This window comes from Streptomyces sp. NPDC096193 (genome assembly GCF_040302905.1).
GTDB lineage: Bacteria > Actinomycetota > Actinomycetes > Streptomycetales > Streptomycetaceae > Streptomyces.
This window is the reverse complement of sequence record NZ_JBEOSJ010000006.1, coordinates 166,420-186,403: the sequence shown is the minus strand read 5'-3', so window position 1 is coordinate 186,403 and position 19,984 is coordinate 166,420. Positions and strand designations below refer to the sequence as shown.

The following is a 19,984-nucleotide window of genomic DNA, read 5'->3' as shown; positions in this document are numbered from 1 at the left end:
ACATGACGGCCCGCCGGATCCGGACCGCGACCACCCTGGCGCTGGTGGGCATGGCCGCCGGCGCCCTGGTGACCCCGGCCGTCGCCGGCAGCGCCGCCGACCGCCACTTCCCCACCCGTCAGGCCATCGAGGCCGCCGTGCGCGACGGCGCCCCCGGAGTCGTCGTGGAGGCGCGCGACCGCCACGGCCGGTGGAGCGGCACCGCGGGCACCGGTGATCTGCGCAGCGGACGCGAACGCTCGCCGCAGGACCGCTACCGCGTCGGCTCCATCACCAAGACCTTCGTCGCCACCGTGCTGCTCCAGCTGGAGGCCGAGGGCCGGCTGAGCCTCGACGACACCGTGGAGCGGTGGCTGCCCGGCGTGGTCCACGGGAACGGCCACGACGGGAGCCGTATCACCCTGCGGCAGCTGCTCAACCACACCAGCGGGACAGCCAGTTACACCAGGGACGAGACCTTCGTGGAGCAGGTGCTCCGCGACGGCTTCTTCGAGCACCGTTACGACACCTGGGCCCCCCGGCAGCTGGTGGACATCGCCCTGCGTCACCCGCCCGACTTCGCCCCCGGCACGGACTGGAAGTACTCCAACACCAACTACGTCCTCGCCGGGATGATCGTCGAGAAGGTGACCGGGCGCTCGTACGCCGAGGAGATCGAGCGCCGCATCCTGCGCCCTCTCCGTCTGCACGCCACCTCCGTCCCCGGCACCGACCCGCGGCCGCCGCGTCCCGGCAGCCGGGCGTACTCCAGGCTCTCCGACGACCCGGCGGCGAGCGTCCACGACGTGAGCGCCGTCAACCCGTCGATGGCCGGGGCGGCCGGCGAGATGATCTCCGACTCGGCCGATCTCCAGCGCTTCTACCGGACACTGCTGAAGGGAGGTCTCCTGCCGCCGCGGCAGCTGAAGGAGATGACGACCACCGTCGCCATGGACCCGCGCAGGCCCGGCCGGCGGTACGGGCTCGGGCTGATGCGCCTGGAGCTGAGCTGTGGCACCGCCGTCTGGGGTCACCGGGGCGATGTCCTCGGCTCCTCGTCCCAGGCCCTGACCACCCGGGACGCGCTCCACTCCCTCGCCGTGAACGTCAACGGCGACTGGTCCGAGGACGATCTCGCGGTCGCCGAGGCCGAGTTCTGCGACTGAACGCCGTCAGCGGGGCAGTACCACGACGTACGCGGCGGGGTCGCGGTCCACCGCCGCCATCAGGGCGGTGCGCACCACGGTCGCCTGCTGCTCCAGTGACTCCCGCAGCTTCCTCGGCGTGATGTGGACGACGGTGATGCCGAGCCGCTCCAGATGCTCCCGCTTGCGGGCGTATTCGGACCACAGCGCGTCCTCGTCGTGGCGCGGGGCACGGGTGTCCAGCTCGACGGCGACGGACTGTTCGGGCCAGTAGGCGTCCACGCCGCCCAGATGCGGACCGCCGGGCAGCCGCAGATCCACGTTCCAGACCGGGTCCGGCAGACCGTGCAGCCGCACCATCTCGTACAGCCGGTCCTCGGCCAGCGAGCGTCCCTCGGCGAGCAGCGAGTCGACCGCGTCGACCACATGGGTGCGGGACAGCAGCCTCGCCCGGTTCAACTCGGCGACGACGGCGGCCGGTTCGCAGTGGCCGCCGCGTACCGCCTCGGTGAGCAGCCGCCGTACGGCGTTGGCGTCGGTGAGGTCCGTGACCGCGTCGGCGAGCGCGCGGGGCACGGGCGCCACCGGAAGGCCGGTGATCTCCTGTGGTCTCGGCAGGGAGTGCGCGCGTACGATCCGGGCGCAGCCGGTCGACCGCAGCCGCCGGGTACGCGGCACGAGGATGTCGATGCTGTCGAGCGCGAGCAGCGCGGGGGCGGACGAGAACCCGTGCAGCGCGAGGGCCGCGAGCCCGGTGACCATGGCCTCGCCGTACTGGGGGGTGTCCGGGTGGTCGCCCTGGGCGGGGATGACCGGCCGCCCCGCGTACAGCAGTGCGCCGTGCAGCCGCTCCTCGCTGGTGGCCGCCCCGGGGTGCAGCAGGTACACCCCGGGCAGCAGCGGCTGCCAGGGCCCGCCGGGCCGGCACTGCGCGGTGATCCGGGCGGGGGAGACACCGCGGGCCCGCAGCTGCGCGGTGGAGAGCACGCGGCTGTGCACGTCGGACGGGTGACTGAGGGGGAGGGGTGAGAGCGGGGTGTTGTTCATGCTGCCGAGATGCCCGCGCCCGACCCCCTCGCTAACCGCTGTTACACGCTCGTCGACAATTCAGGACAACGCCGTCCTAAAGTACGGACGTTCGACAGCCGAGTACGGTTCCCCCGAACGGGGGTACGCCCGTGGTCCGGCAGGTCACAGCGCCGCCGCCGCGTCGCACTCCTGAGCGCGGAGCGCGCGTGCGAGATCGTCCCGGGACTCCAGGACGAGCCGGCGCAGCGCGGGCGGCGCGTCCTCGTGCGCGGACAGCCAGGCGTCCGTCGCGGCCAGGGTGGAGGCGTTGTCCTGGAGCGAGGGGTAGAGCCCCCGCACGATGTCCATGCCGATCTGGATGGAGCGCTCCTCCCACACCCGTGCGACGACCGCGAAGTAGGCGGATGCGTACGGCGCCAGCAGCTCGCGCTGGTTCGGCTGCACCATGCCCGAGATCGTGGCCTCCACCATGGCGTTGGAGAGCGCGTCCGACTCGACGACCTGCGCCCACGCCTGGTCCTTGACGGCGGGAGAGGGGCGGGCGGCGAGGCAGCGCACCTGGTGGCGCCTGCCCGACGCGGTGTCGTCGCGGGCCAGTTCCGCCGCGATCTCCGCCTCGTCCGCGACCCCGTGCGAGGCCAGCGGCAGCAGGAAGGCCCAGCGCAGCTCCTGGTCCACATCGAGGCCGTCGATCTTCGCCGTGCCCGCCAACACGCCCTGGATGAGCTGGAGATCGGCTGCCGAGGCGGCCGTCGTCGCGAAGAACCGCGCCCAGGTCAGCTGGTGCTGGCTGCCCGGCTCGGCGACCCGAAGCTCGCGCAGCGCGCCCTCGGCGAGCAGCCGGCCGCCCTCCTCGCGCCACTCGGGCGCCGCGTAGTGCACCAGCGCCGAGCGGGCCCAGGCGTGCAGCATCTGCAGCACGCCGATGTCCGACTCCCGGCCGGCGAACCGGAGTACCAGGTCCACGAAGTCGCGCGTGGGCATCAGCGCGTCCCGGGTGAGGTTCCACAGCGCCGACCAGCACAGCGCCCGCGCCAGAGGGTCGGTGAGATCGCCGAGGTGGGCGCGCAGAGTGGCGAGCGAGCTCTCGTCGAAGCGGATCTTGCAGTAGGTCAGGTCCTCGTCGTTCACCAGGACGAGCTCCGGCCGCTCCTCACCGGCCAGTTCGTCGACGGCCGTCGAGGCGCCGGTGACATCGACCTCGGCGCGTGCGTAGCGCACCAGGTCGCCGTCCTCGCGTCGGTAGAGGCCCACCGCCACCCGGTGGGGCCGGGGTTGGTCGCCGTCCTGGAGGACGGCGAGCTCGGTGATCCGGCCGGCGGCGTCACAGGTCACCAGCGGGGTCAGGGAGTTGACCCCGGCGGTCTCCAGCCAGGAGCGCGACCACGCGGCCATGTCGCGCCCGGACGTCTCCTCCAGCACGGAGAGCAGATCGCCGAGCCGGCTGTTGCCGTACGCGTGCCGCTTGAAGTACCGGCGGGCGCCCTCCAGGAAGGCGTCCTGCCCGACGTACGCCACCAGTTGCTTGAGGACGGACGCGCCCTTGGCGTAGGTGATCCCGTCGAAGTTGAGCTTGGCGGCCTCCAGGTCGCGGATGTCGGCCGTGACCGGGTGCGTGGAGGGGAGCTGGTCGGCTCGGTACGCCCAGGACTTGCGGTTGTTGGCGAAGGTGATCCAGCCGTTGGTGAAGCGGGTGGCGCCGACCATGGAGAAGGTGCCCATGAAGTCCGCGAAGGACTCCTTCAGCCACAGGTCGTCCCACCACACCATGGTCACCAGGTCGCCGAACCACATGTGCGCCATCTCGTGCAGGATGACGTTGGCCCGGCGCTCGTAGGAGGCCCGGGTCACCTGGCCGCGGAAGACGAACTCCTCGCGGAAGGTCACACAGCCGGGGTTCTCCATCGCGCCGATGTTGTACTCGGGCACGAAGGCCTGGTCGTACTTGCCGAAGGGGTACGGGTAGTCGAACCGGTCGTGGAAGAAGTCCAGGCCCTGCTTGGTCACCAGGAAGATGTCACCGGCGTCGAAGTGCCGGGCGAGCCCCTTGCGGCACATGGCGCCGAGCGGGATCTCCAGGGTCGTGCCGTCGTCCAGAGTGCGGGTGTAGAGGTCGGTGACGTAGTGGTACGGGCCCGCCACCACCGCGGTGATGTACGTCGAGATCGGCTTGGTCCCGGCGAACCGCCACACCCCGTCGGCCTCCCGCTCTCCGGCGCCGTTGCTCCAGACGGTCCACGCCTCGGGCGCGGTCACCTCGAAGCGGAACGGTGCCTTGAGGTCCGGCTGCTCGAAGCAGGCGAACACCCGCCGCGCGTCCGCGGGCTCGTACTGGGTGTAGAGGTAGACCTCGCCGTCCTCCGGGTCGACGAACCGGTGCATCCCCTCACCCGTGCGGCTGTACGCGCACTGGGCGTCCACCACCAGCACGTTCTCGGCGGCGAGGGAGTCCAGCGCGATACGGGACCCGTCGAAGACGGCGGCCGCGTCCAGCTTCTCGCCGTTCAGCGTCACTTCGGTGACGGACGGGGCGATCAGATCGGCGAAGGCCGAGGCGCCCGGCTGTGCGCAGCGGAACCGGATGGTCGTCACCGAACGGAAGGTGCGCGGCCCCGAGCCCTCCGGGAGCTCCCCGACCGCGGACCGCAGGTCGAGGAAGACCTCGTACCCGTCGACGGACAGCAGCTCGGCCCGGCGACGGGCCTCGTCACGGGACAGATTCTCACCGGGCACGGGCACTCCTTCGTGACTCGTTCGACAGCACCGATCTTCCCATGTGCACCTGGCGGCCGGTATCCGGGAATCGACCGGTGACGGGCGGCGTTGTGCGATCCAGGCGCACGCCGTGTTCCCGATGAGGAGAGACATGTCCGAGAACGGCAAGACACCCGTGGACTTCTGGTTCGACCCGCTGTGCCCGTGGGCCTGGATGACCTCCCGCTGGGTCCTGGAGGTGGAGAAGGTCCGGGACATCGAGGTCCACTGGCATGTGATGAGCCTGGCGGTGCTGAACGAGCACAGGCTCGACGAGCTCCCCGAGGACTACCGCGAGGGCATGAAGCAGGCCTGGGGCCCCGTCCGGGTGGTCATCGCGGCCCAGCAGAAGCACGGCGACGAGGTCCTCGGCCGGCTCTACACCGCGCTCGGCACCCGCTTCCACAACCAGGGCGAGGGTCCGACGCCCGAGGCTATCGCCGGTGCCCTGAAGGACGTGGGTCTCCCGGCCGAGCTGGCGGACTACGCCGACTCCACCGAGTACGACGCCGAGCTGCGGGCCTCCCACCAGGAGGGCATCGACAAGGTCGGCCAGGACGTCGGCACCCCGGTCATCGCGGTCCCCGGCGCCGACGGCAACCAGATCGCCTTCTTCGGTCCCGTCGTCACCCCCGCCCCGCAGGGCGAGGAGGCGGCGAAGCTCTGGGACGGCACGCTGCTGGTGGCCTCGGTCCCCGGTTTCTACGAGATCAAGCGCACCCGCACCAAGGGCCCGGACTTCTCCAACCTCTGAGCCGGGGCGTCGCTCCGGCGCCGAGTCGTCCGTCCGGGGGCCGTCCCGCCCCCCGGACGGCACGGCCCCCGGCCCGGCCCCCGGTCCGGAAGGACCCCCGCGAGTCATGTCCTCGCGGGGGTCCTTCGTCATTCCGTCCGCGCGCGAAGGTTGAGAAGACGATCACGAGCAGGACGTCCGGTGCCCCCGTCCGAGGGGCGGTTCAGGGATTCACGGGGCGATGAGCGGAGTGCGCTCCCTGGCCTCGGCGTAGCGCTTCGCCACGTCCTGCCAGTTGACGACCGCCCACATGGCGTCGATGAAGTCGACCTTCTGGTTCTTGTACTGGAGATAGAAGGCGTGCTCCCACGCGTCGAAGACCAGGATCGGCACGGAGCCCTGGCCGACGTTGCCCTGGTGGTCGTAGACCTGCTCGACGATCAGCCGCCTGCTGACCGGCTCGTACGCGAGCACGCCCCAGCCGGAGCCCTGCGTGGTCGCGGCGGCCTTGGTGAGCTGGGCCTTGAACTTGGCGAAGGAGCCGAACGACTCGGCGATCGCGTCCGCGAGGTCACCGACTCCGTCCTTCTCCAGCGGCTCGCCGCCGCCGTCACCGGTCATGTTGTGCCAGTAGATGCTGTGCAGGATGTGGCCGGACAGATGGAACGCGAGGTTCTTCTCCAGCCCGTTGATCGTCCCCCACGCCTCCTTGTCGCGCGCCTCCTCCAGCTGCTCCAGGGTGTCGTTGGCGCCCTTGACGTAGGCGGCGTGATGCTTGTCGTGATGGAGCTCGACGATCAGGGGATTGATGACCGGTTCGAGCGCCGCGTAGTCGTACGGAAGTTCAGGAAGCGTGTAAATGGCCATGACCGGTCCCTCCGACTGCTTATTGCACATCTTATGCAAGTGCACGCTAGCAGCAAGAGGGACCGGAGGTGATCAGGCGTACGTCCTAGGACTTTCCGCCGGTGCTCTGTCCCGCAACCGTCACCGCGCCCCGGTGTCCGCCGCGTCCCGAGCGATCACCGCGAGATCCGGGAAGTCGGTGACGACCGCGTCCACGCCCGATCCGTAGTGCAGGGCGTACTCGGCGAACGCGTCTCCGAAGCCGTTCGGGTCCGTGCCCCGGCGCAGCGCCTGCGGCAGGAACTGGTTCTCCGCCCGGAAGGTGTAGGCGCCCACCCGCAGGCCCGCCGCGTGCGCGTCCGCCAAGAGGGGAGAGGGCGCGACGAGGGAGGACTTGTCCGGCCCGATCCAGTCCGCGTACTCCGCGATGCTCCGCAGTCCCTCCGGCGTCATCATCCGCGCGTAGGTCGTGTCGTGCCCGAAGGGACCGCCCGTGGTCCCGAGGGCCTGCCACAGCGGCAGACGCAGCCGGGCCTCGGCGAGGTGCAACAGGCTCGACGGCTCGAAGGACTGGACGACGCACTCGCGCGCGCCGAGCCTGTTGCGCCACATCACCCGCACGAGTTCCGGCTCCAGCGGCAGCCCCATCGAGCGGAAGTAGGTGGGGTGCTTGGTCTCCGGGAACACGGCGACCGTGCGGCCGTGGCTCCGGGACAGCCGGCGGGCGAGATCGACGACCTCCTGGAACGTCATGATCCGCTGGGTGCCGTCGAAGACGGTGTTGCGGTTGCGGACCAGGGGAAGACGCTCGACGGCCCACAGGGTCTTCAGCTCGGTGAGCGTGAAGTCCTCGGTGAACCAGCCGGTCACCGCCCGCCCGTCGACGGTCTTCGTGGTGCGGCGGCCGGCGAACTCCGGGCGCTTCGCGACATCGGTCGTCTGCGAGATCTCGTTCTCGTGTCGGACGACCAGCACATGGTCCTTGGTCGGCACCAGATCCGGTTCGATCCAGTCGGCACCCGCCCGGACGGCGAAGATGTACGAGGCGGCGGTGTGCTCGGGCCGCCAGCCCGCGGCGCCGCGGTGGCCGATCACCAACGGACGTCCGGGGCGCGGCCGCTGACGGGCCGCCAGGGCGGGGGACGGAAGGGCGGACGCGGCGGTCGCCGCGCCTGCCGCGAGAAGGACCGAACGGCGTCTCGGCATTGCGGACATACGGGTCTCCCTCTGAGGCACGGGGTCGTGGTGGGTGACGCGGAGCACCACGCTCGCCACGCCGGGTGGCGGCCGGGGAGATGGGAGGTGTCCAGGTCATGTCCGGACGGCGCGGGCGCGGGCCCGTGAGCCGGCCAGCCGTTCCAGATGCTCCTCGTAGGCCTGCGCGTAGAACTCCGAGCGCTCCGGGTCCGGTTCGACGACCGCGGTCGGTGCGGTCCAGGCGGCGGTGTCCAGCTCCACACCGTGCCGCTCCGCCGACGCCAGCACGGCGCCGCGCGCTCCGACCTCGCCCTCGACGATCCGCAGCGGCCTGCCCAGCACCTCCGCGAACAGCCGCATCCAGGCCGGGGAGCGGGTGCCGCCGCCGCAGATCGCGAGGGACCCCGACAGCCCCGCCGCGTCCAGACAGTGCCGGGCCGCGAACCCGATGCCCTCGCAGGTGGCACGCACCAGATCCGCCGTGGTCGACTCCAGCGACACCCCGGTCACCTCGGCCCGCAGCCGCGGTTCCACGAAAGGCGCACGCTCACCCGAGGGCGCGAAGTACGGCAGCACCCGTACCCCGTGCGAGCCCGGTGGGGTGGCGTCGAGCAGGGCGTCGACCTCGGTGTGCCGTACGCCGGTGGTCCTCAGCACCCAGTCCAGGGCGGCCGTGCCGACCATCGCCGGCATCGCGCGCAGCCACCGCCCCCTGCGGTCGGTGGAGATGTACAGCCCGGCGGGCTCACCCGTGAGATCCAGCTCGCGGGTGGCGACGAGCGAGGCGAGACAGGTGCCGACGATCAGCAGACCGTCGCCCGGGGAGGTGACACCCGCGCCGAGCGCGCAGGCGGCCAGATCGTAGGGGCCGCTCGTGATCCGCGTCCCCGAGGCGAGTTCGCCGGTCGCGGCGGGGTCGCTGACCTCCGGCAGCAGCCTCCGGCGGTGGGCGATCCCCAGCGCTTTCAGCACCGCGTCGTCGTAGGTGCGGCTGCGGGGGTCGAGGAACGGCATGGACGCGTCCGAGACGTCCGTCGCCCGGGTGCCCGTCAGCCGCTGAAAGACCATGTCCTTGCAGGACAGGGCGGCCGACGCCGCGTCCAGCGACGCGGGCTCGTGCCGGTCCAGCCAGGCGAGCACCGGGCCGGGGGACCCGGGGAACATCGCACCGCCGTTGCGCCGGAACACCGACGCGAGGACCCCCGACTCCTGCCAGGCGTCGACCAGGGCATGCGCGCGGCCGTCCATCCAGGAGATCGCGGGCCGCACCGGTCGGCCGGCGTCGTCGACCAGCCAGACGCCGTCACCCTGCCCGGTGAGCCCGATCAGCTCGAGGCGCCCCGGCACGGCGGCCGTCACCGCGGCCAGGACGTCCACGACCGCGCCGTACACCTCGTCCATGTCCTGCTCGACCCGGCCGTCGCCGATGTCGAGACCGACCGGCCGGGACTCGACCGTGAGCGTACGGCCCCCGGCGTCGAAGGCCGCCGCCTTCACCGCCGATGTGCCCACATCGATCCCGACGTACGCCGGCGTGGCTGCCGTGGCTGTCATCGCAGAAGTCCTCTCAGGTGAGGCAGTGCGCGAGCGGTTCTCCGCGGACGTAGCGGGCCACCTCCGCCGCCGCGATGGCGGCGGCCTTGCGGGCGACGGCACGGCTCGCGCCGCCCAGATGTGGGGTGAGCACGAGGTTCGGGGTGTCGAACAGCCGTGAGCCTGGCGACGGCGGCTCCTGTTCGTAGGTGTCGAGCGCGGCGGCGGCCAGCTGCCCGTCGTCCAGCGCGTCGCACAGCGCTCCGGTGTCCACGAGCCCGCCCCGTGCCGCGTTGACCAGCACCGATCCGCGGGGCATCAGGGCCAGTTCACGGGCGCCGATCAGCCCCTGGGTCTCGGGGGTGAGGCGGGCGTGCAGGGTGACGACACGGGAGCGGGAGAGCAGCGCGTCCAGGGTCGGCGCGCGCATGCCGTGCAGATCGCCGCGCACATACGGGTCGTAGACCTCCACCTCGGCGCCGAACGCGCACAGCACCCGCGCGACCCGGCTGCCCACCGCGCCGTAACCGACCAGACCGACCGGGGTGTCCTCCAGCTCCAGACCGCTGCGCTCGTACGTGTAGTACGTGCCGTCCCAGCCGGCCTTGCCGGTCAGCGCGTTGTGCGCCTCGGGGATCGAGCGCAGGGCCGCCACCATCAGCCCCACGGTGAACTCCGCGGTGGAGGCGGCGTTGCGGCCGGGCGCGAAGCAGACCTTGACGCCCCGCGCCCCGGCCGCCTCGGTGTTGACGTTGACCGGGCCGCCGCGGCAGACGGCGATCATCCGCAGCGAGGGCGACGCGGCGAGTACCCGCTCGGTGAAGGGAGCCATCTGCGTCACGCACACCTCCACCCCGTCGAGCGCCTCGATCAGCGCGTCCTCGACGTCGCTCGCCTCGTCGACCTCGGCGACCCTGCCGAAGGGTTCGAGCGGCCACGGCAGCGTGAGCTCGGTCAGGTCGGGCGGGGAGCCGGCGAGATCGTGGCGCAGGGCCTCGGCGATCAGGGAGTTGAGGACGAAGTGGTCGCCGGCAGCCAGGACTTTCATGCAGTGCCTCCGCGGGGGTCGTACGCGGCCTGTGCCGGGGCGCCTTCCAACGGCCCTGAGCGCAGACCTGACAAGGGACCTTGTGCTCGTGCACCGACCGCACGGCCGCCACGCGCGCGGCCGGGGAAGGAGGAACGCAGCGGATCGTAGCCGCCGCCGCACCCCGTCCGGTGGACGGCGCGCGGCCGGCACCGGACGACGCACGGACGCCGCAGCGTCCGCCGACCGGTCAACCGAGCGTGGGACAGCGGCTCGGGAGCGTCAATCCCTCCGGCACGCCCTTCCGCCGGTGCACAGTGAGAGGCCCACGGAAGGAGTCTCAATGACGATGTCAAGCCGCTTGCGTGACGGGCGGGGCGGCGGTGAAGACCCGTCCGTCACGCAGCAGCGCCCACAACACGCTCGCCCGTCGGCGGGCCAGAGCGATTACGGCCTGGACGTGCTTGCAGCCCTCGCCGCGCTTCTTGAGGTAGAAGTCCCGGTTCGGTCCTTCGCGGATGATGCTGGTCTGCGCGGAGAGGTAAAACACCCTGCGCAGTCGGCGGCTGTAGCGCTTCGGGCGATGAAGGTTGCCGGTGCGGCGGCCGGAGTCGCGCGGGACCGGCACCAGCCCGGCCGCCGAAGCCAGGTGACCGGCGTCGGTGTAGGCCGACAGGTCGCCTGCCGCGACGACGAACTCGGCCCCGAGTATCGGGCCCATGCCGGGCAGGGACTCGATGATCTCCGCCTGCGGGTGGCTGCGGAACGTCTCGCGGATCTGCTTGTCGATCCGCTTCAACCGGTCGTCCAGGGCCAGGATCTGCGCCGCAAAGTCGGCGACGATCTGCGCGGCGACGTCCTCCCCAGGCAGCGCGGTCTGCTGGGCCTGCGCAGCCTCCAGCGCGGTCGCGGCGACCGCGTCGGCGCTTCGGACATTGCGGTTGGTCAGCCAGGCCGTCAGTCGGGCGCGGCCGCGGCGGCGGATCGCGGCCGGCGTCTGGTAACCGGTCAACAGCACGAGTGCACCCTTCTGCGCGCTGTAGTCGAAGGCTCGTTCCAGCGCGGGGAAGATACCGGTCAGCACGTCCCGCAGGCGGTTGATCATCCGCACCCGGTCGGCCACGAGGTCGGTGCGGTGGGCAGTCAGCAGCGCGAGGTCGGCGGCCAGTTGGGCGGGCACGTCAATGGCGGCGAAGTCCCGGCGGTGACGCGCAGTCTCGGCGATGACGTAGGCATCGCGAGCATCGGTTTTCGCCTCGCCTCGGTAGGCGCCCGACATACGGTTGACCGTCCGACCGGGCACGTAGACGGCACGCTGGCCATGGACTGCCAGCAGGGCCAGCAGCAGCGCGGACGACGTCCCAGAGATGTCCACCGCCCAGTAGACCTCGCCCGCCAGGTCCAGGATCTCGACGAGCGCGGCCAGAATTGCCGACTCGTCGTTGTCGATCTGCTTTGACCACAGCGTGGCACCGGCCTCGTCGACCACCGCAACCCAGTGGTGGCCCTTGCCTGCGTCGATCCTGGCCCAGACTCGGGCCCGCCGCTTGCTCACTCGCCCCTCCTCGTTCCGCGCAGCATGCCGTCGGCCCGAGGAACACCCCGCTGTCATCTCCGTAAACAGCGACTACAACGCACATCTCAATCAGCAGCCAGGGCGCCCCGAAGAGCCGGGCGGCCACTCCTGCCGAGTCACACAAGACAAGCTGCCATCAGCCACACCCGGCCCTCCCGGGCCGCCTAACAACTTACGGAGCCGCCATGTGGATGGGCATCGATCTCGGCACCCAGAGCGTCCGCGCGGTCGTCGCCTCCGACGACGGCGCGGTCCTCGGCAGCGGCTCGGCGCCACTGAACGGCCGCCGCGACGGCGTACGCCACGAACAGAGCCCGGACGACTGGTGGAGTGCCGTGCGCACGGCGGCCCGCGAGACCCTGCGCGACGGCCACCGTCCCCGCGCCCTGGCCGTCTGCTCCACCTCGGGCACGGTTCTGCTCGCCGACCGCAGCGGACACCCCCTCACCCCCGCCCTGATGTACGACGACGGGAGGGCGCCGGGCCGCGGACCCGGGCGGGCGCTGTGGCTGCTGCGCAAGTACGGCGCCGGGGGCGAGGCACGCGTCCTGCACCAGGCCGATCTGATCGTGGCCCGGCTGGCGGGCCGGCTGCTGCCCACGGACTCCAGCCACGCCCTGAAGACCGGGTACGACGCCGAGCGCGGTGTCTTCGCCGGACCGGGCCTGCCGGAAGGCGTGTTGCCCCGCGTGGTGCGCCCCGGCACCCCGCTCGGCGAGGTGTCGCGCGAGGCCGCCGAGGAGACCGGCATCCCGGCCGGTACGACGGTCGTGGCCGGCATGACCGACGGATGCGCCGCCCAGATCGCCTCCGGCTCGCTCACCGTCGGCTCCTGGAACTCGGTCCTCGGCACCACTCTCGTTCTCAAGGGGGTCACGGCCGGGCCGCTGCGCGACCCCTCCGGCGTCGTCTACAGCCATCTGTCCGCGGACGGGACCTGGCTGCCCGGCGGGGCGTCCGGAGTCGGCGGCGGGGCGCTGCGCGCCGCCTTCCCGAACGCCGACCCGGCAGCCCTCGACGCGCGCGCCGCGGATTTCGAGCCGGCGGGCGCGGTCGCCTATCCGCTGGGCTCCCCGGGCGAACGGTTCCCCTTCACCGCCCCCGAGGCCACCGCCTTCCTTCTGGGCAGACCCGCCTCCGACGCGGACCACTGGGCGGCGCTGCTCCAGGGCGTGGCCTTCACCGAGCGGCTGTGTCTCGACTGTCTGGACCTGCTGGGCGCGCCCGTCGACGGCCCGCTGACCTTCACCGGCGGCGCGGTCCGCAGCGGCTACTGGACCCGGCTGCGGGCCGAGGTCCTCCAGCGGCCGGTGCGCGTCCCGCAGTACAGCGAACCGGCCCTGGGCATGGCCGTACTCGCCGCGTACGGGGCCGGGGCCGCGGACACGGTCGCCGACGCGGCACAGCGCATGGTCCGGCTGCGCCATGTGGTGCGGCCGCGTGGCGGCGAACGGTTCACCGAGCCGTATCTGACGATGGTGGGCGAGCTGGAACGGCGCGGTTGGCTGCCCGGCCCGCTGGCCGCACACGCCCGCGCGCGCACGGAGAACCCGGGACGCGCCGGAAACACGGAGCCCCCGGGACGCGCCGGAAACACGGAGCCCCCGGGAAACGCCGGAAGCACGGCACGTACAGAGAGCCCAGGAAGCACGGAGAGGCCGACATGAGTACGACCCTGCTGATCGCCCGGCACGGCCGGACGGTGTGGCACGCCGAGAACCGCTACGCCGGGGTGAGCGATGTCGCCCTCACCGACGAAGGCCGCAGACAGGCCGAGCAGTTGGGGCAGTGGGTGGCGCGGCATCCGGTCGACGCGGTGTGGACCTCGACGGTCTCCCGCGCGATCGAGACGGCCGAACCCGCCTGCCGGGCGCTCGGGCTGACGGCGCGGCGCGAACCCGCCCTGCGGGAGTGTGACTTCGGTGTGGTCGAGGGCCGCACGCTCGCGGAGTTCGCCGCCCGGAACCCCTCCGCGGCGGCGGCGTTCACCAGGGATCCCGCGGCCCACCCGTTCCCCGAGGCGGAGGACCCACGGGCGGCGGCGGCCAGAGGAGCGGGCGCGCTGAGCCGGATCGCGCGGGAGCACGAGGGACAGCGGGTACTGGTGGTGGCACACAACACCCTGCTGCGGCTGGTGCTGTGCGAGCTGCTGGGCATCGAACTGTCCGCGTACCGGCGGGTGTTCCCGGCACTGCGCAACGCGGCGCTCAGCGAACTGCGTCTGTCCGGCGGCACGGCCGCGCTGCTGTCCCTGAACGTGCCGGTGGACACCGGCCCGTCCGGGGGCTGAAGACGCGCCGTGGCCCGCCCCGGTCGGGGGCGGGCCACGGACAGTGGATCAGTGGGACGTGATCAGGCCTGCGAACGGCGTGCGTGCACCTGCCGCGCGTATCCGACCGCCGCCAGCGCGAGCGTCAGCCCGCCCGTGTAGAGGAGCTGCGTCCGCGTCTCCGCCTCGCGCGCCATCAGCACGAACACCGCGGCCATGCCCGCCAGTGCCACCCACGTCAGCACGGGGTAGAGCCACATCTTCACCACCAGCCGCGAGGGGTCCTCGCGTTCCGTCCGGCGGCGGAGCACCAGCTGGGAGACCGCGATGAAGATCCAGACCACCAGGATGATCGCGCCGATCATGTTGAGCAGCCACATGAAGACGTCGTTCGGCCGCCAGTAGCTCAGCAGCACACACCCGAAGCCGAAGACCGAGGAGACCAGCACCGCTGTACGCGGCACCCCGCCGGACGTCCGGCCGAGCGCCTTCGGGCCCTGGCCGCGTGCCACCAGTGAGCAGGCCATGCGGGAGGCGCCGTAGATGTTGGCGTTCATCGCGGAGAGCAGCGCGACGAGCACCACCACGTTCATGATCTGACCGGCCGCCGGGATGCCCAGATGGTCGAGGGTCGCGACGTACGGGCCCTTCTCGACGACCTTCGGGTCGTCCCACGGCACCAGGGTGACGATGACGGCCATGGAGCCGATGTAGAAGACGGCGATACGCCACATCGCCGTGCGGACGGCCTTCGCGACGCCCTGGACCGGGTGCTCGGACTCGGCCGCGGCGATGGTGACCGTCTCCAGACCGCCGTACGCGAAGACGGAGGCGAGCAGACCGACGACGAGCCCGTCGGTGCCGTTGGGCAGGAAGCCGCCGTCTCCCGTGAGATTGACGGTTCCCGGTGCGTCCGTGCCCGGCAGGACGCCGGTGATCGCGAGGACGCCGATACCGAGGAACAGCGCGATCGCGCCGACCTTGAGCGCGGCGAACCAGAACTCGAACTCGCCGAAGTTCTTCACCGCCGCCAGGTTCGTCGCGCAGAACACCAGCATGAACAGCGCGACCCAGGCCCACTCGGGCGTGCCGGGCATCCAGCCCGTCATGATCTTCGCGGCGCCGATGCCCTCCAGCCCGACGGCGACGCAGAGCAGGAACCAGAAGGACCAGCCGGCGGTGAAGCCCGCCCAGGGGCCGATCGCCCGCTCGGCGTGCACCGAGAACGAGCCGGAGGCCGGGTTCGCCGCGGACATCTCGCCGAGCATGCGCATCACGAGCATGACAAGCAGACCCGACAGTGCGTAGGCGATGACGATGGACGGGCCGGCGGCGGCGATGCCCGCACCGGACCCGACGAAGAGACCGGCGCCGATGACGCCGCCGAGGGCGATCATCGACAGGTGGCGTTGCTTGAGTCCGTGCGAGAGCGCGACGTCGTCCTGACGGTCGGCGGGCGCGGGCGCGGAAGTCCGAGACATGGGCGTGCCCTGATCAGTAGCTGAGACGGGGGAGCGCAGCACAGTCTGGGCAAGCACCCGCTGACGGGGAACACATGTCCGCTATACGGGCACGATGCTCACACAAGGTGAACACTCACCCACGACGTGCCCGTAGCTCCCGCACGCCGGCGACGATCAGCACCACCACCGCGGCGCCACCGGACCAGAGCACCTGAGGGCGGGCGGTGTCGTCGGTGAGCATCAGCACCAGCACACCGCACATCGCGACCAGGGTGGCCCAGGTGAGCCAGGGGAACGCCCACATCCGCAGCGTCAGGGTGCCGGGCGCCTCACGTTCGATCCGCCGCCGCAGCCGCAGCTGTGACACCGCGATCAGCGCCCACACGAACAGCAGTACCGCACCGACCGAGTTGAGCAGATAGAGGAAGACGGAGTCGGGCCACTTCAGATTGAGCAGCACGGACACGAAGCCGAAGGCGACCGAGGCGAGGACGGCCCGCCGGGGCACACCCCCGCCCGAGATCCTCAGCAGCCCGCGCGGGGCCTCGCCGCGCTCGGCGAGCGAGAAGACCATCCGGGATGCCCCGTACAGATTGGCGTTGAGCGCCGAGAGCAGCGCCACGAACACCACGATGTTCATGATCTGCCCGGCGTGCGGAATACCGATCGAGTCGAGCACGGTGACGTACGGACTCAGCCCCGCCTGCTGCGCGGTCCACGGCAGCAGGGTCACGATCACCAGCATCGAGCCCACATAGAAGAAGAGGATGCGGACGACCGCGCTGCGCACGGCGCGCCCCACCGCGCGCGCCGGGTCGTCGGTCTCCGCCGCGGCGATGGTGACGACCTCCAGACCGCCGAAGGCGAAGACGACGGCCAGGACGCCGGAGATCACTCCGCCCCAGCCGTGGGGCAGAAAGCCCCCGTCGCCGGTGAGATGGGTCAGGCCCACCGGGTCGGTGTCCGGGAGCAGTCCGAAGACGGCGAGCGTGCCGAGGATCAGGAAGAGCACGATCGCGCCGACCTTGAGCGCGGCGAACCAGAACTCGAACTCGCCGAAGTTCCGCACGGCGGTGAGGTTGGCGAGCGTGAAGAGCACCATGAAGACCAGGACCCAGCCCCACTGGGGCAGCGCGGGCGCCCAGTCGTGCGCGATCCGGGCCGCCGCCGTCGCCTCCACGGCGAGAACGACCACCAGCAGGAACCAGTAGAGCCAGCCCACGGTGAACCCGGCCCAGCGGCCGATCGCCTTCTCGGCGTGCACCGAGAACGAACCGGAGGCCGGCATGGCCGCGGACATCTCACCGAGCATCCGCATCACCAGCATCGCGATCGTGCCGGCGATCAGATATGACACGACGATGCCCGGGCCGGCGACCGCGATCCCCGCGCCCGAACCCACGAACAGTCCGGCGCCGATCACCCCGCCGAGGCCCAGCATGGTCAGATGACGCTGCTTGAGCCGATGGGCGAGCGGCTCGTCGGTCGTCAGGGCCTCGTGCATGGTGCGCGTACTCTCCGATGGATTGGTGGGACCCTACAGTCTCCCCGGGGCGTGCCCTCGACGGCAAAACGCCCCCCTCACCCTGCGACCTCAGTGACGAGCATCACGCCAAGTAGCACATGGCCTATGTCCTTTGTGCGGTTCCCACCACGGCGACGCGTCGCCCTTTGTCGACGGCTGACGGTGATCGGGAGATCGACTCTGGGCTACGGTCAGCCTGTTCCTGCCTGCCCTCACCCTCCGCGGAGTTCCGATGAGCACTGCTTCCGTCACCTCCCGCCCGGGAGCGGTCCTCGCGGACCTGCTGCCCGCCTCCCGGGCGCGTGACATCGCCCTTGTCGTCGGCGGCGCCGCGCTCACCGGCATAGCGGCCCAGATCTCGGTGCCGGTCCCCGGCTCCCCGGTGCCCGTCTCCGGCCAGACCTTCGCCGCCCTGCTCGTCGGCACCGCGCTCGGAGCCCGCCGCGGCTTCTTCTCCCTCGCGCTGTACGCGGTCGTCGGCATGGCCGGTATGCCGTGGTTCGCGGAGGGCGCTTCCGGCTACGCGATGCCCTCCTTCGGCTACATCCTCGGCATGCTGCTCGCGGCCACGGTCGTCGGCGGCCTCGCGCGCCGAGGCGCCGACCGGTCCGTGCTGCGCACCGCGGGCACCATGGCGGTCGGCTCCGTGATCATCTACGCCGTGGGCGTCCCCTACCTCGCTCTGGCGACCGGCATGAGCCTGTCCCAGGCCGTCGCGGCGGGCCTGACGCCCTTCCTGATCGGCGACGCGCTCAAGGCCGCGCTGGCCATGGGTGCCCTGCCCACCGCCTGGAAGCTCATCGGCCGCCGCGGCTGAGTCGGCACCTCTGACGCGAAGAGGCTCGCCCGGGTCGTCACGCCGACCCGGGCGAGCCTCTTTCTGCGTCCACGGCGACTCCTGCGGCTTTCGACGAGGAGCCCGAAGTCCCGTCCTGTGCGGGGCCCTTGGCCGGGGGCCTGGCCTCGCTCCCGGTCACGGAGCCGGCCGCGCACCGCGAGGAGCCCGTCGAACATCCACCACCGCTCGCCCGAGGACAACAGGAAATCGCCGCCTCGTCCGCACGTGCACGAGGCGGCGATCTCCTGACCCGGCGGGAGCAGTTCGAGCGCGACAGTCACGACGCTCCGTCTGCCGCAGGATCCGCCTGGAGCGCACCACGTCCGTGGTGACCCGGCGATCGTCCGGGAGTACTTCTTCACGCAGGACGGCTCCGACCGGCGTGCCCGCCGGCCCGGTTGCACCACCGGAGGCACGTCGTACCGGTTCGGCGTCCGGTACGACATCGCCTCCCAGCGGGCCGCCCGGCTGCCTACGACCGGGTGACGGAGTCGTTCACACCGCTCTGATGGGGGATGGCGGCGTCCTCGGGCCCGGCGGACCGGCCGCGGCGTCCGAAGAACTCACGCCCGACGGCGATGGCGATGACCACGGCCGCGACCAGCAACGACAGCAGCACCTGCTCCCGCCCGGCGTCGTCGAACAGCATGTAGACGAGCACGAACGAGATCATGCCGATCGTCGCCCAGGTCAGGCCGGGGAAGAGCCACATCTTCACGACGAGCTTCTCGGGCGACTCGCGCTCGATGATGCCGCGCATGCGCAGCTGGGTCACGCTGATCACGAGCCAGACGAACAGGGCGACCGCACCGGAGGAGTTGAGCAGGAACGCGAAGACGGTGTCGGGCCACTGGTAGTTGAAGAAGACGGCGACGAAGCCGAAGACCACCGAGGACAGGATGGCCACCTTCGGCACACCACGGGAGTTCGTCTTCGCGAAGCTCTTCGGGGCGTCCCCGCGCCGGCCCAGCGAGAACGCCATGCGCGATGCGGTGTAGAGACCCGAGTTGAGGCAGGAGAGCACCGCGGTCAGCACGATGACGTTCATGATCTGGCCCGCGTGCGGGATACCGATCGAGTTCAGCGCGGCGACGTACGAACCGTCCTTGACGATCGACTTGTCGTTCCACGGCAGCAGCGTCAGCACGACGAAGATCGAACCCAGGTAGAAGACGCCGATCCGCCAGATCACGCTGTTCGTCGCCTTGGTGACGGCCCTCTGCGGGTCCTCGGACTCGCCCGCGGCCAGCGTCACGATCTCGCTTCCCATGAAGGAGAAGACGACCATCAGCACACCGGTGAGGATCGCTCCGTATCCCTCGGGGAAGAATCCGCCGGCATCGGTGAGATGCGCGAAGCCCGCGCCCGGGTTGTCGGAGCCGGGCAGCACGCCGAAGACGGCCAGCAGGCCGATGACCACGAAGGCGCCGATCGCGACGACCTTGATGCCCGCGAACCAGAACTCGAACTCGCCGTACGAGGCCACCGACGCGAGATTGGTCGCGGTCAGCACGACCATCACGATCAGTGCCCATGCCCACTGCGGTACGGCGGGTATCCAGCTCTCCAGGATCACGGCACCGGCGGTCGCCTCGACCGCCAGCACCACGACCCAGAAGAACCAGTACAGCCAGCCGATCGAGAAGCCGGCCCAGCGGCCGAGCGCCCGGTCCGCGTAGGCGGAGAACGACCCGGAGGTCGGGTTGGCGGCAGCCATCTCGCCCAGCATCCGCATCACGAAGACGACCATCGTGCCGACGAGCGCGTACGACAGAAGGATGGCCGGACCCGCCGCGGCGATGCCGGAACCGGAGCCGACGAACAGCCCGGCGCCGATCACGCCGCCGATGGCGATCATGGACAGATGCCGGTTCTTGAGACCGGCCTGGAGACCGGACGAAGGCTGCGGGTTCCCCGGTTCTTCGGGGTTTCCGCCTTCCTTCGTAAGGGTCTGCTGCGAGGTCATGGACGATTCCTTAGGTTTGAGAGCACTCGGGTCACGAGCCCCCGCATTCAAACCCGCGTCGTCGGATCGCGGAAGACCTGTCTCCGGATCGTTAGGTCGGGGTG

At 71.2% G+C, this 19,984-nt stretch carries 15 protein-coding genes; 5 read left to right on the top strand and 10 right to left on the bottom strand.

Going from position 1 to position 19,984, the window contains the following annotated elements:
- Nucleotides 1-2: 2 nt before the first annotated feature.
- On the top strand, nt 3-1,145 hold the full coding sequence (locus ABTX78_RS12440; RefSeq protein ID WP_352206746.1) for a serine hydrolase domain-containing protein: 1,143 nt from the start codon (nt 3-5) through the stop codon (nt 1,143-1,145).
- A 6-nt stretch (nt 1,146-1,151) separates the two neighbouring features.
- Here ABTX78_RS12440 and ABTX78_RS12435 read toward each other — a convergent pair whose 3' ends face one another.
- A complete protein-coding gene (locus ABTX78_RS12435) occupies nt 1,152-2,171 on the bottom strand; it encodes a PDDEXK family nuclease (protein ID WP_352206745.1) in 1,020 nt (339 codons plus the stop codon).
- Nucleotides 2,172-2,315: 144 nt separating this feature from the next.
- On the bottom strand, nt 2,316-4,892 hold the full coding sequence (gene pepN / locus ABTX78_RS12430) for an aminopeptidase N (protein ID WP_352206744.1): 2,577 nt from the start codon (nt 4,890-4,892) through the stop codon (nt 2,316-2,318).
- 127 nt (nt 4,893-5,019) lie between these two features.
- Here pepN and ABTX78_RS12425 point away from each other — a divergent pair, with 127 nt between their 5' ends.
- A complete protein-coding gene (locus ABTX78_RS12425) occupies nt 5,020-5,661 on the top strand; it encodes a DsbA family oxidoreductase (protein WP_352206743.1) in 642 nt (213 codons plus the stop codon).
- Nucleotides 5,662-5,871: 210 nt separating this feature from the next.
- Here the strand turns inward: ABTX78_RS12425 and ABTX78_RS12420 are convergent, their stop codons facing one another.
- The 5 genes from ABTX78_RS12420 to ABTX78_RS12400 all read right to left on the bottom strand — a co-directional run bounded on the left by ABTX78_RS12420 (nt 5,872) and on the right by ABTX78_RS12400 (nt 11,798).
- The gene (locus ABTX78_RS12420) at nt 5,872-6,507 is read right to left on the bottom strand and encodes a superoxide dismutase (RefSeq protein ID WP_352206742.1); all 636 of its coding nucleotides are present in this window, start codon (nt 6,505-6,507) and stop codon (nt 5,872-5,874) included.
- A gap of 120 nt (nt 6,508-6,627) precedes the next feature.
- On the bottom strand, nt 6,628-7,701 hold the full coding sequence (locus ABTX78_RS12415) for a glycerophosphodiester phosphodiesterase family protein (RefSeq protein WP_352206741.1): 1,074 nt from the start codon (nt 7,699-7,701) through the stop codon (nt 6,628-6,630).
- Nucleotides 7,702-7,797: 96 nt separating this feature from the next.
- On the bottom strand, nt 7,798-9,237 hold the full coding sequence (locus ABTX78_RS12410; RefSeq protein ID WP_352206740.1) for an FGGY family carbohydrate kinase: 1,440 nt from the start codon (nt 9,235-9,237) through the stop codon (nt 7,798-7,800).
- A gap of 13 nt (nt 9,238-9,250) precedes the next feature.
- Nucleotides 9,251-10,264 (bottom strand): 2-hydroxyacid dehydrogenase, encoded by a 1,014-nt coding sequence (locus ABTX78_RS12405; RefSeq protein WP_352206739.1) that lies wholly within the window; start codon nt 10,262-10,264, stop codon nt 9,251-9,253.
- Nucleotides 10,265-10,595: 331 nt separating this feature from the next.
- Complete coding sequence (locus tag ABTX78_RS12400) at nt 10,596-11,798, bottom strand: IS110 family RNA-guided transposase (RefSeq protein WP_352206738.1); 1,203 nt, start codon at nt 11,796-11,798, stop codon at nt 10,596-10,598.
- Nucleotides 11,799-12,004: 206 nt separating this feature from the next.
- Here ABTX78_RS12400 and ABTX78_RS12395 point away from each other — a divergent pair, with 206 nt between their 5' ends.
- Nucleotides 12,005-13,486: an FGGY-family carbohydrate kinase gene (locus ABTX78_RS12395; protein ID WP_352206737.1), complete on the top strand. Its 1,482-nt coding sequence runs from the start codon at nt 12,005-12,007 to the stop codon at nt 13,484-13,486.
- Entirely contained in the window at nt 13,483-14,109 is a 627-nt protein-coding gene (locus ABTX78_RS12390) for a histidine phosphatase family protein (RefSeq protein WP_352206736.1), read from the top strand. The genes ABTX78_RS12395 and ABTX78_RS12390 overlap by 4 nt, the downstream gene beginning before the upstream one ends.
- A gap of 62 nt (nt 14,110-14,171) precedes the next feature.
- On the opposite strand, the gene ABTX78_RS12385 is transcribed toward ABTX78_RS12390, so the two are convergent.
- Both ABTX78_RS12385 and ABTX78_RS12380 read right to left on the bottom strand, forming a co-directional pair.
- Nucleotides 14,172-15,569: an amino acid permease gene (locus ABTX78_RS12385; RefSeq protein WP_352206735.1), complete on the bottom strand. Its 1,398-nt coding sequence runs from the start codon at nt 15,567-15,569 to the stop codon at nt 14,172-14,174.
- A 115-nt stretch (nt 15,570-15,684) separates the two neighbouring features.
- The gene (locus ABTX78_RS12380; protein ID WP_352206734.1) at nt 15,685-17,055 is read right to left on the bottom strand and encodes an amino acid permease; all 1,371 of its coding nucleotides are present in this window, start codon (nt 17,053-17,055) and stop codon (nt 15,685-15,687) included.
- Nucleotides 17,056-17,308: 253 nt separating this feature from the next.
- Here ABTX78_RS12380 and ABTX78_RS12375 point away from each other — a divergent pair, with 253 nt between their 5' ends.
- Nucleotides 17,309-17,893, top strand: coding sequence for a biotin transporter BioY (locus ABTX78_RS12375; protein ID WP_352206733.1), 585 nt, complete (start codon nt 17,309-17,311; stop codon nt 17,891-17,893).
- Between the two features lie 493 nt (nt 17,894-18,386).
- On the opposite strand, the gene ABTX78_RS12370 is transcribed toward ABTX78_RS12375, so the two are convergent.
- The gene (locus ABTX78_RS12370; RefSeq protein WP_352206732.1) at nt 18,387-19,880 is read right to left on the bottom strand and encodes an amino acid permease; all 1,494 of its coding nucleotides are present in this window, start codon (nt 19,878-19,880) and stop codon (nt 18,387-18,389) included.
- Nucleotides 19,881-19,984: the final 104 nt, after the last annotated feature.

Coding starts and splice junctions, on each gene's coding strand:
- ABTX78_RS12440 (WP_352206746.1), top strand. CDS start 3: ATGACGGCCCGCCGGATCCGGACCGCGACCACCCTGGCGCTGGTGGGC.
- ABTX78_RS12435 (WP_352206745.1), bottom strand. CDS start 2,171: ATGAACAACACCCCGCTCTCACCCCTCCCCCTCAGTCACCCGTCCGAC.
- ABTX78_RS12425 (WP_352206743.1), top strand. CDS start 5,020: ATGTCCGAGAACGGCAAGACACCCGTGGACTTCTGGTTCGACCCGCTG.
- ABTX78_RS12420 (WP_352206742.1), bottom strand. CDS start 6,507: ATGGCCATTTACACGCTTCCTGAACTTCCGTACGACTACGCGGCGCTC.
- ABTX78_RS12415 (WP_352206741.1), bottom strand. CDS start 7,701: ATGTCCGCAATGCCGAGACGCCGTTCGGTCCTTCTCGCGGCAGGCGCG.
- ABTX78_RS12410 (WP_352206740.1), bottom strand. CDS start 9,237: ATGACAGCCACGGCAGCCACGCCGGCGTACGTCGGGATCGATGTGGGC.
- ABTX78_RS12405 (WP_352206739.1), bottom strand. CDS start 10,264: ATGAAAGTCCTGGCTGCCGGCGACCACTTCGTCCTCAACTCCCTGATC.
- ABTX78_RS12395 (WP_352206737.1), top strand. CDS start 12,005: ATGTGGATGGGCATCGATCTCGGCACCCAGAGCGTCCGCGCGGTCGTC.
- ABTX78_RS12390 (WP_352206736.1), top strand. CDS start 13,483: ATGAGTACGACCCTGCTGATCGCCCGGCACGGCCGGACGGTGTGGCAC.
- ABTX78_RS12385 (WP_352206735.1), bottom strand. CDS start 15,569: ATGTCTCGGACTTCCGCGCCCGCGCCCGCCGACCGTCAGGACGACGTC.
- ABTX78_RS12380 (WP_352206734.1), bottom strand. CDS start 17,055: ATGCACGAGGCCCTGACGACCGACGAGCCGCTCGCCCATCGGCTCAAG.
- ABTX78_RS12375 (WP_352206733.1), top strand. CDS start 17,309: ATGAGCACTGCTTCCGTCACCTCCCGCCCGGGAGCGGTCCTCGCGGAC.
- ABTX78_RS12370 (WP_352206732.1), bottom strand. CDS start 19,880: ATGACCTCGCAGCAGACCCTTACGAAGGAAGGCGGAAACCCCGAAGAA.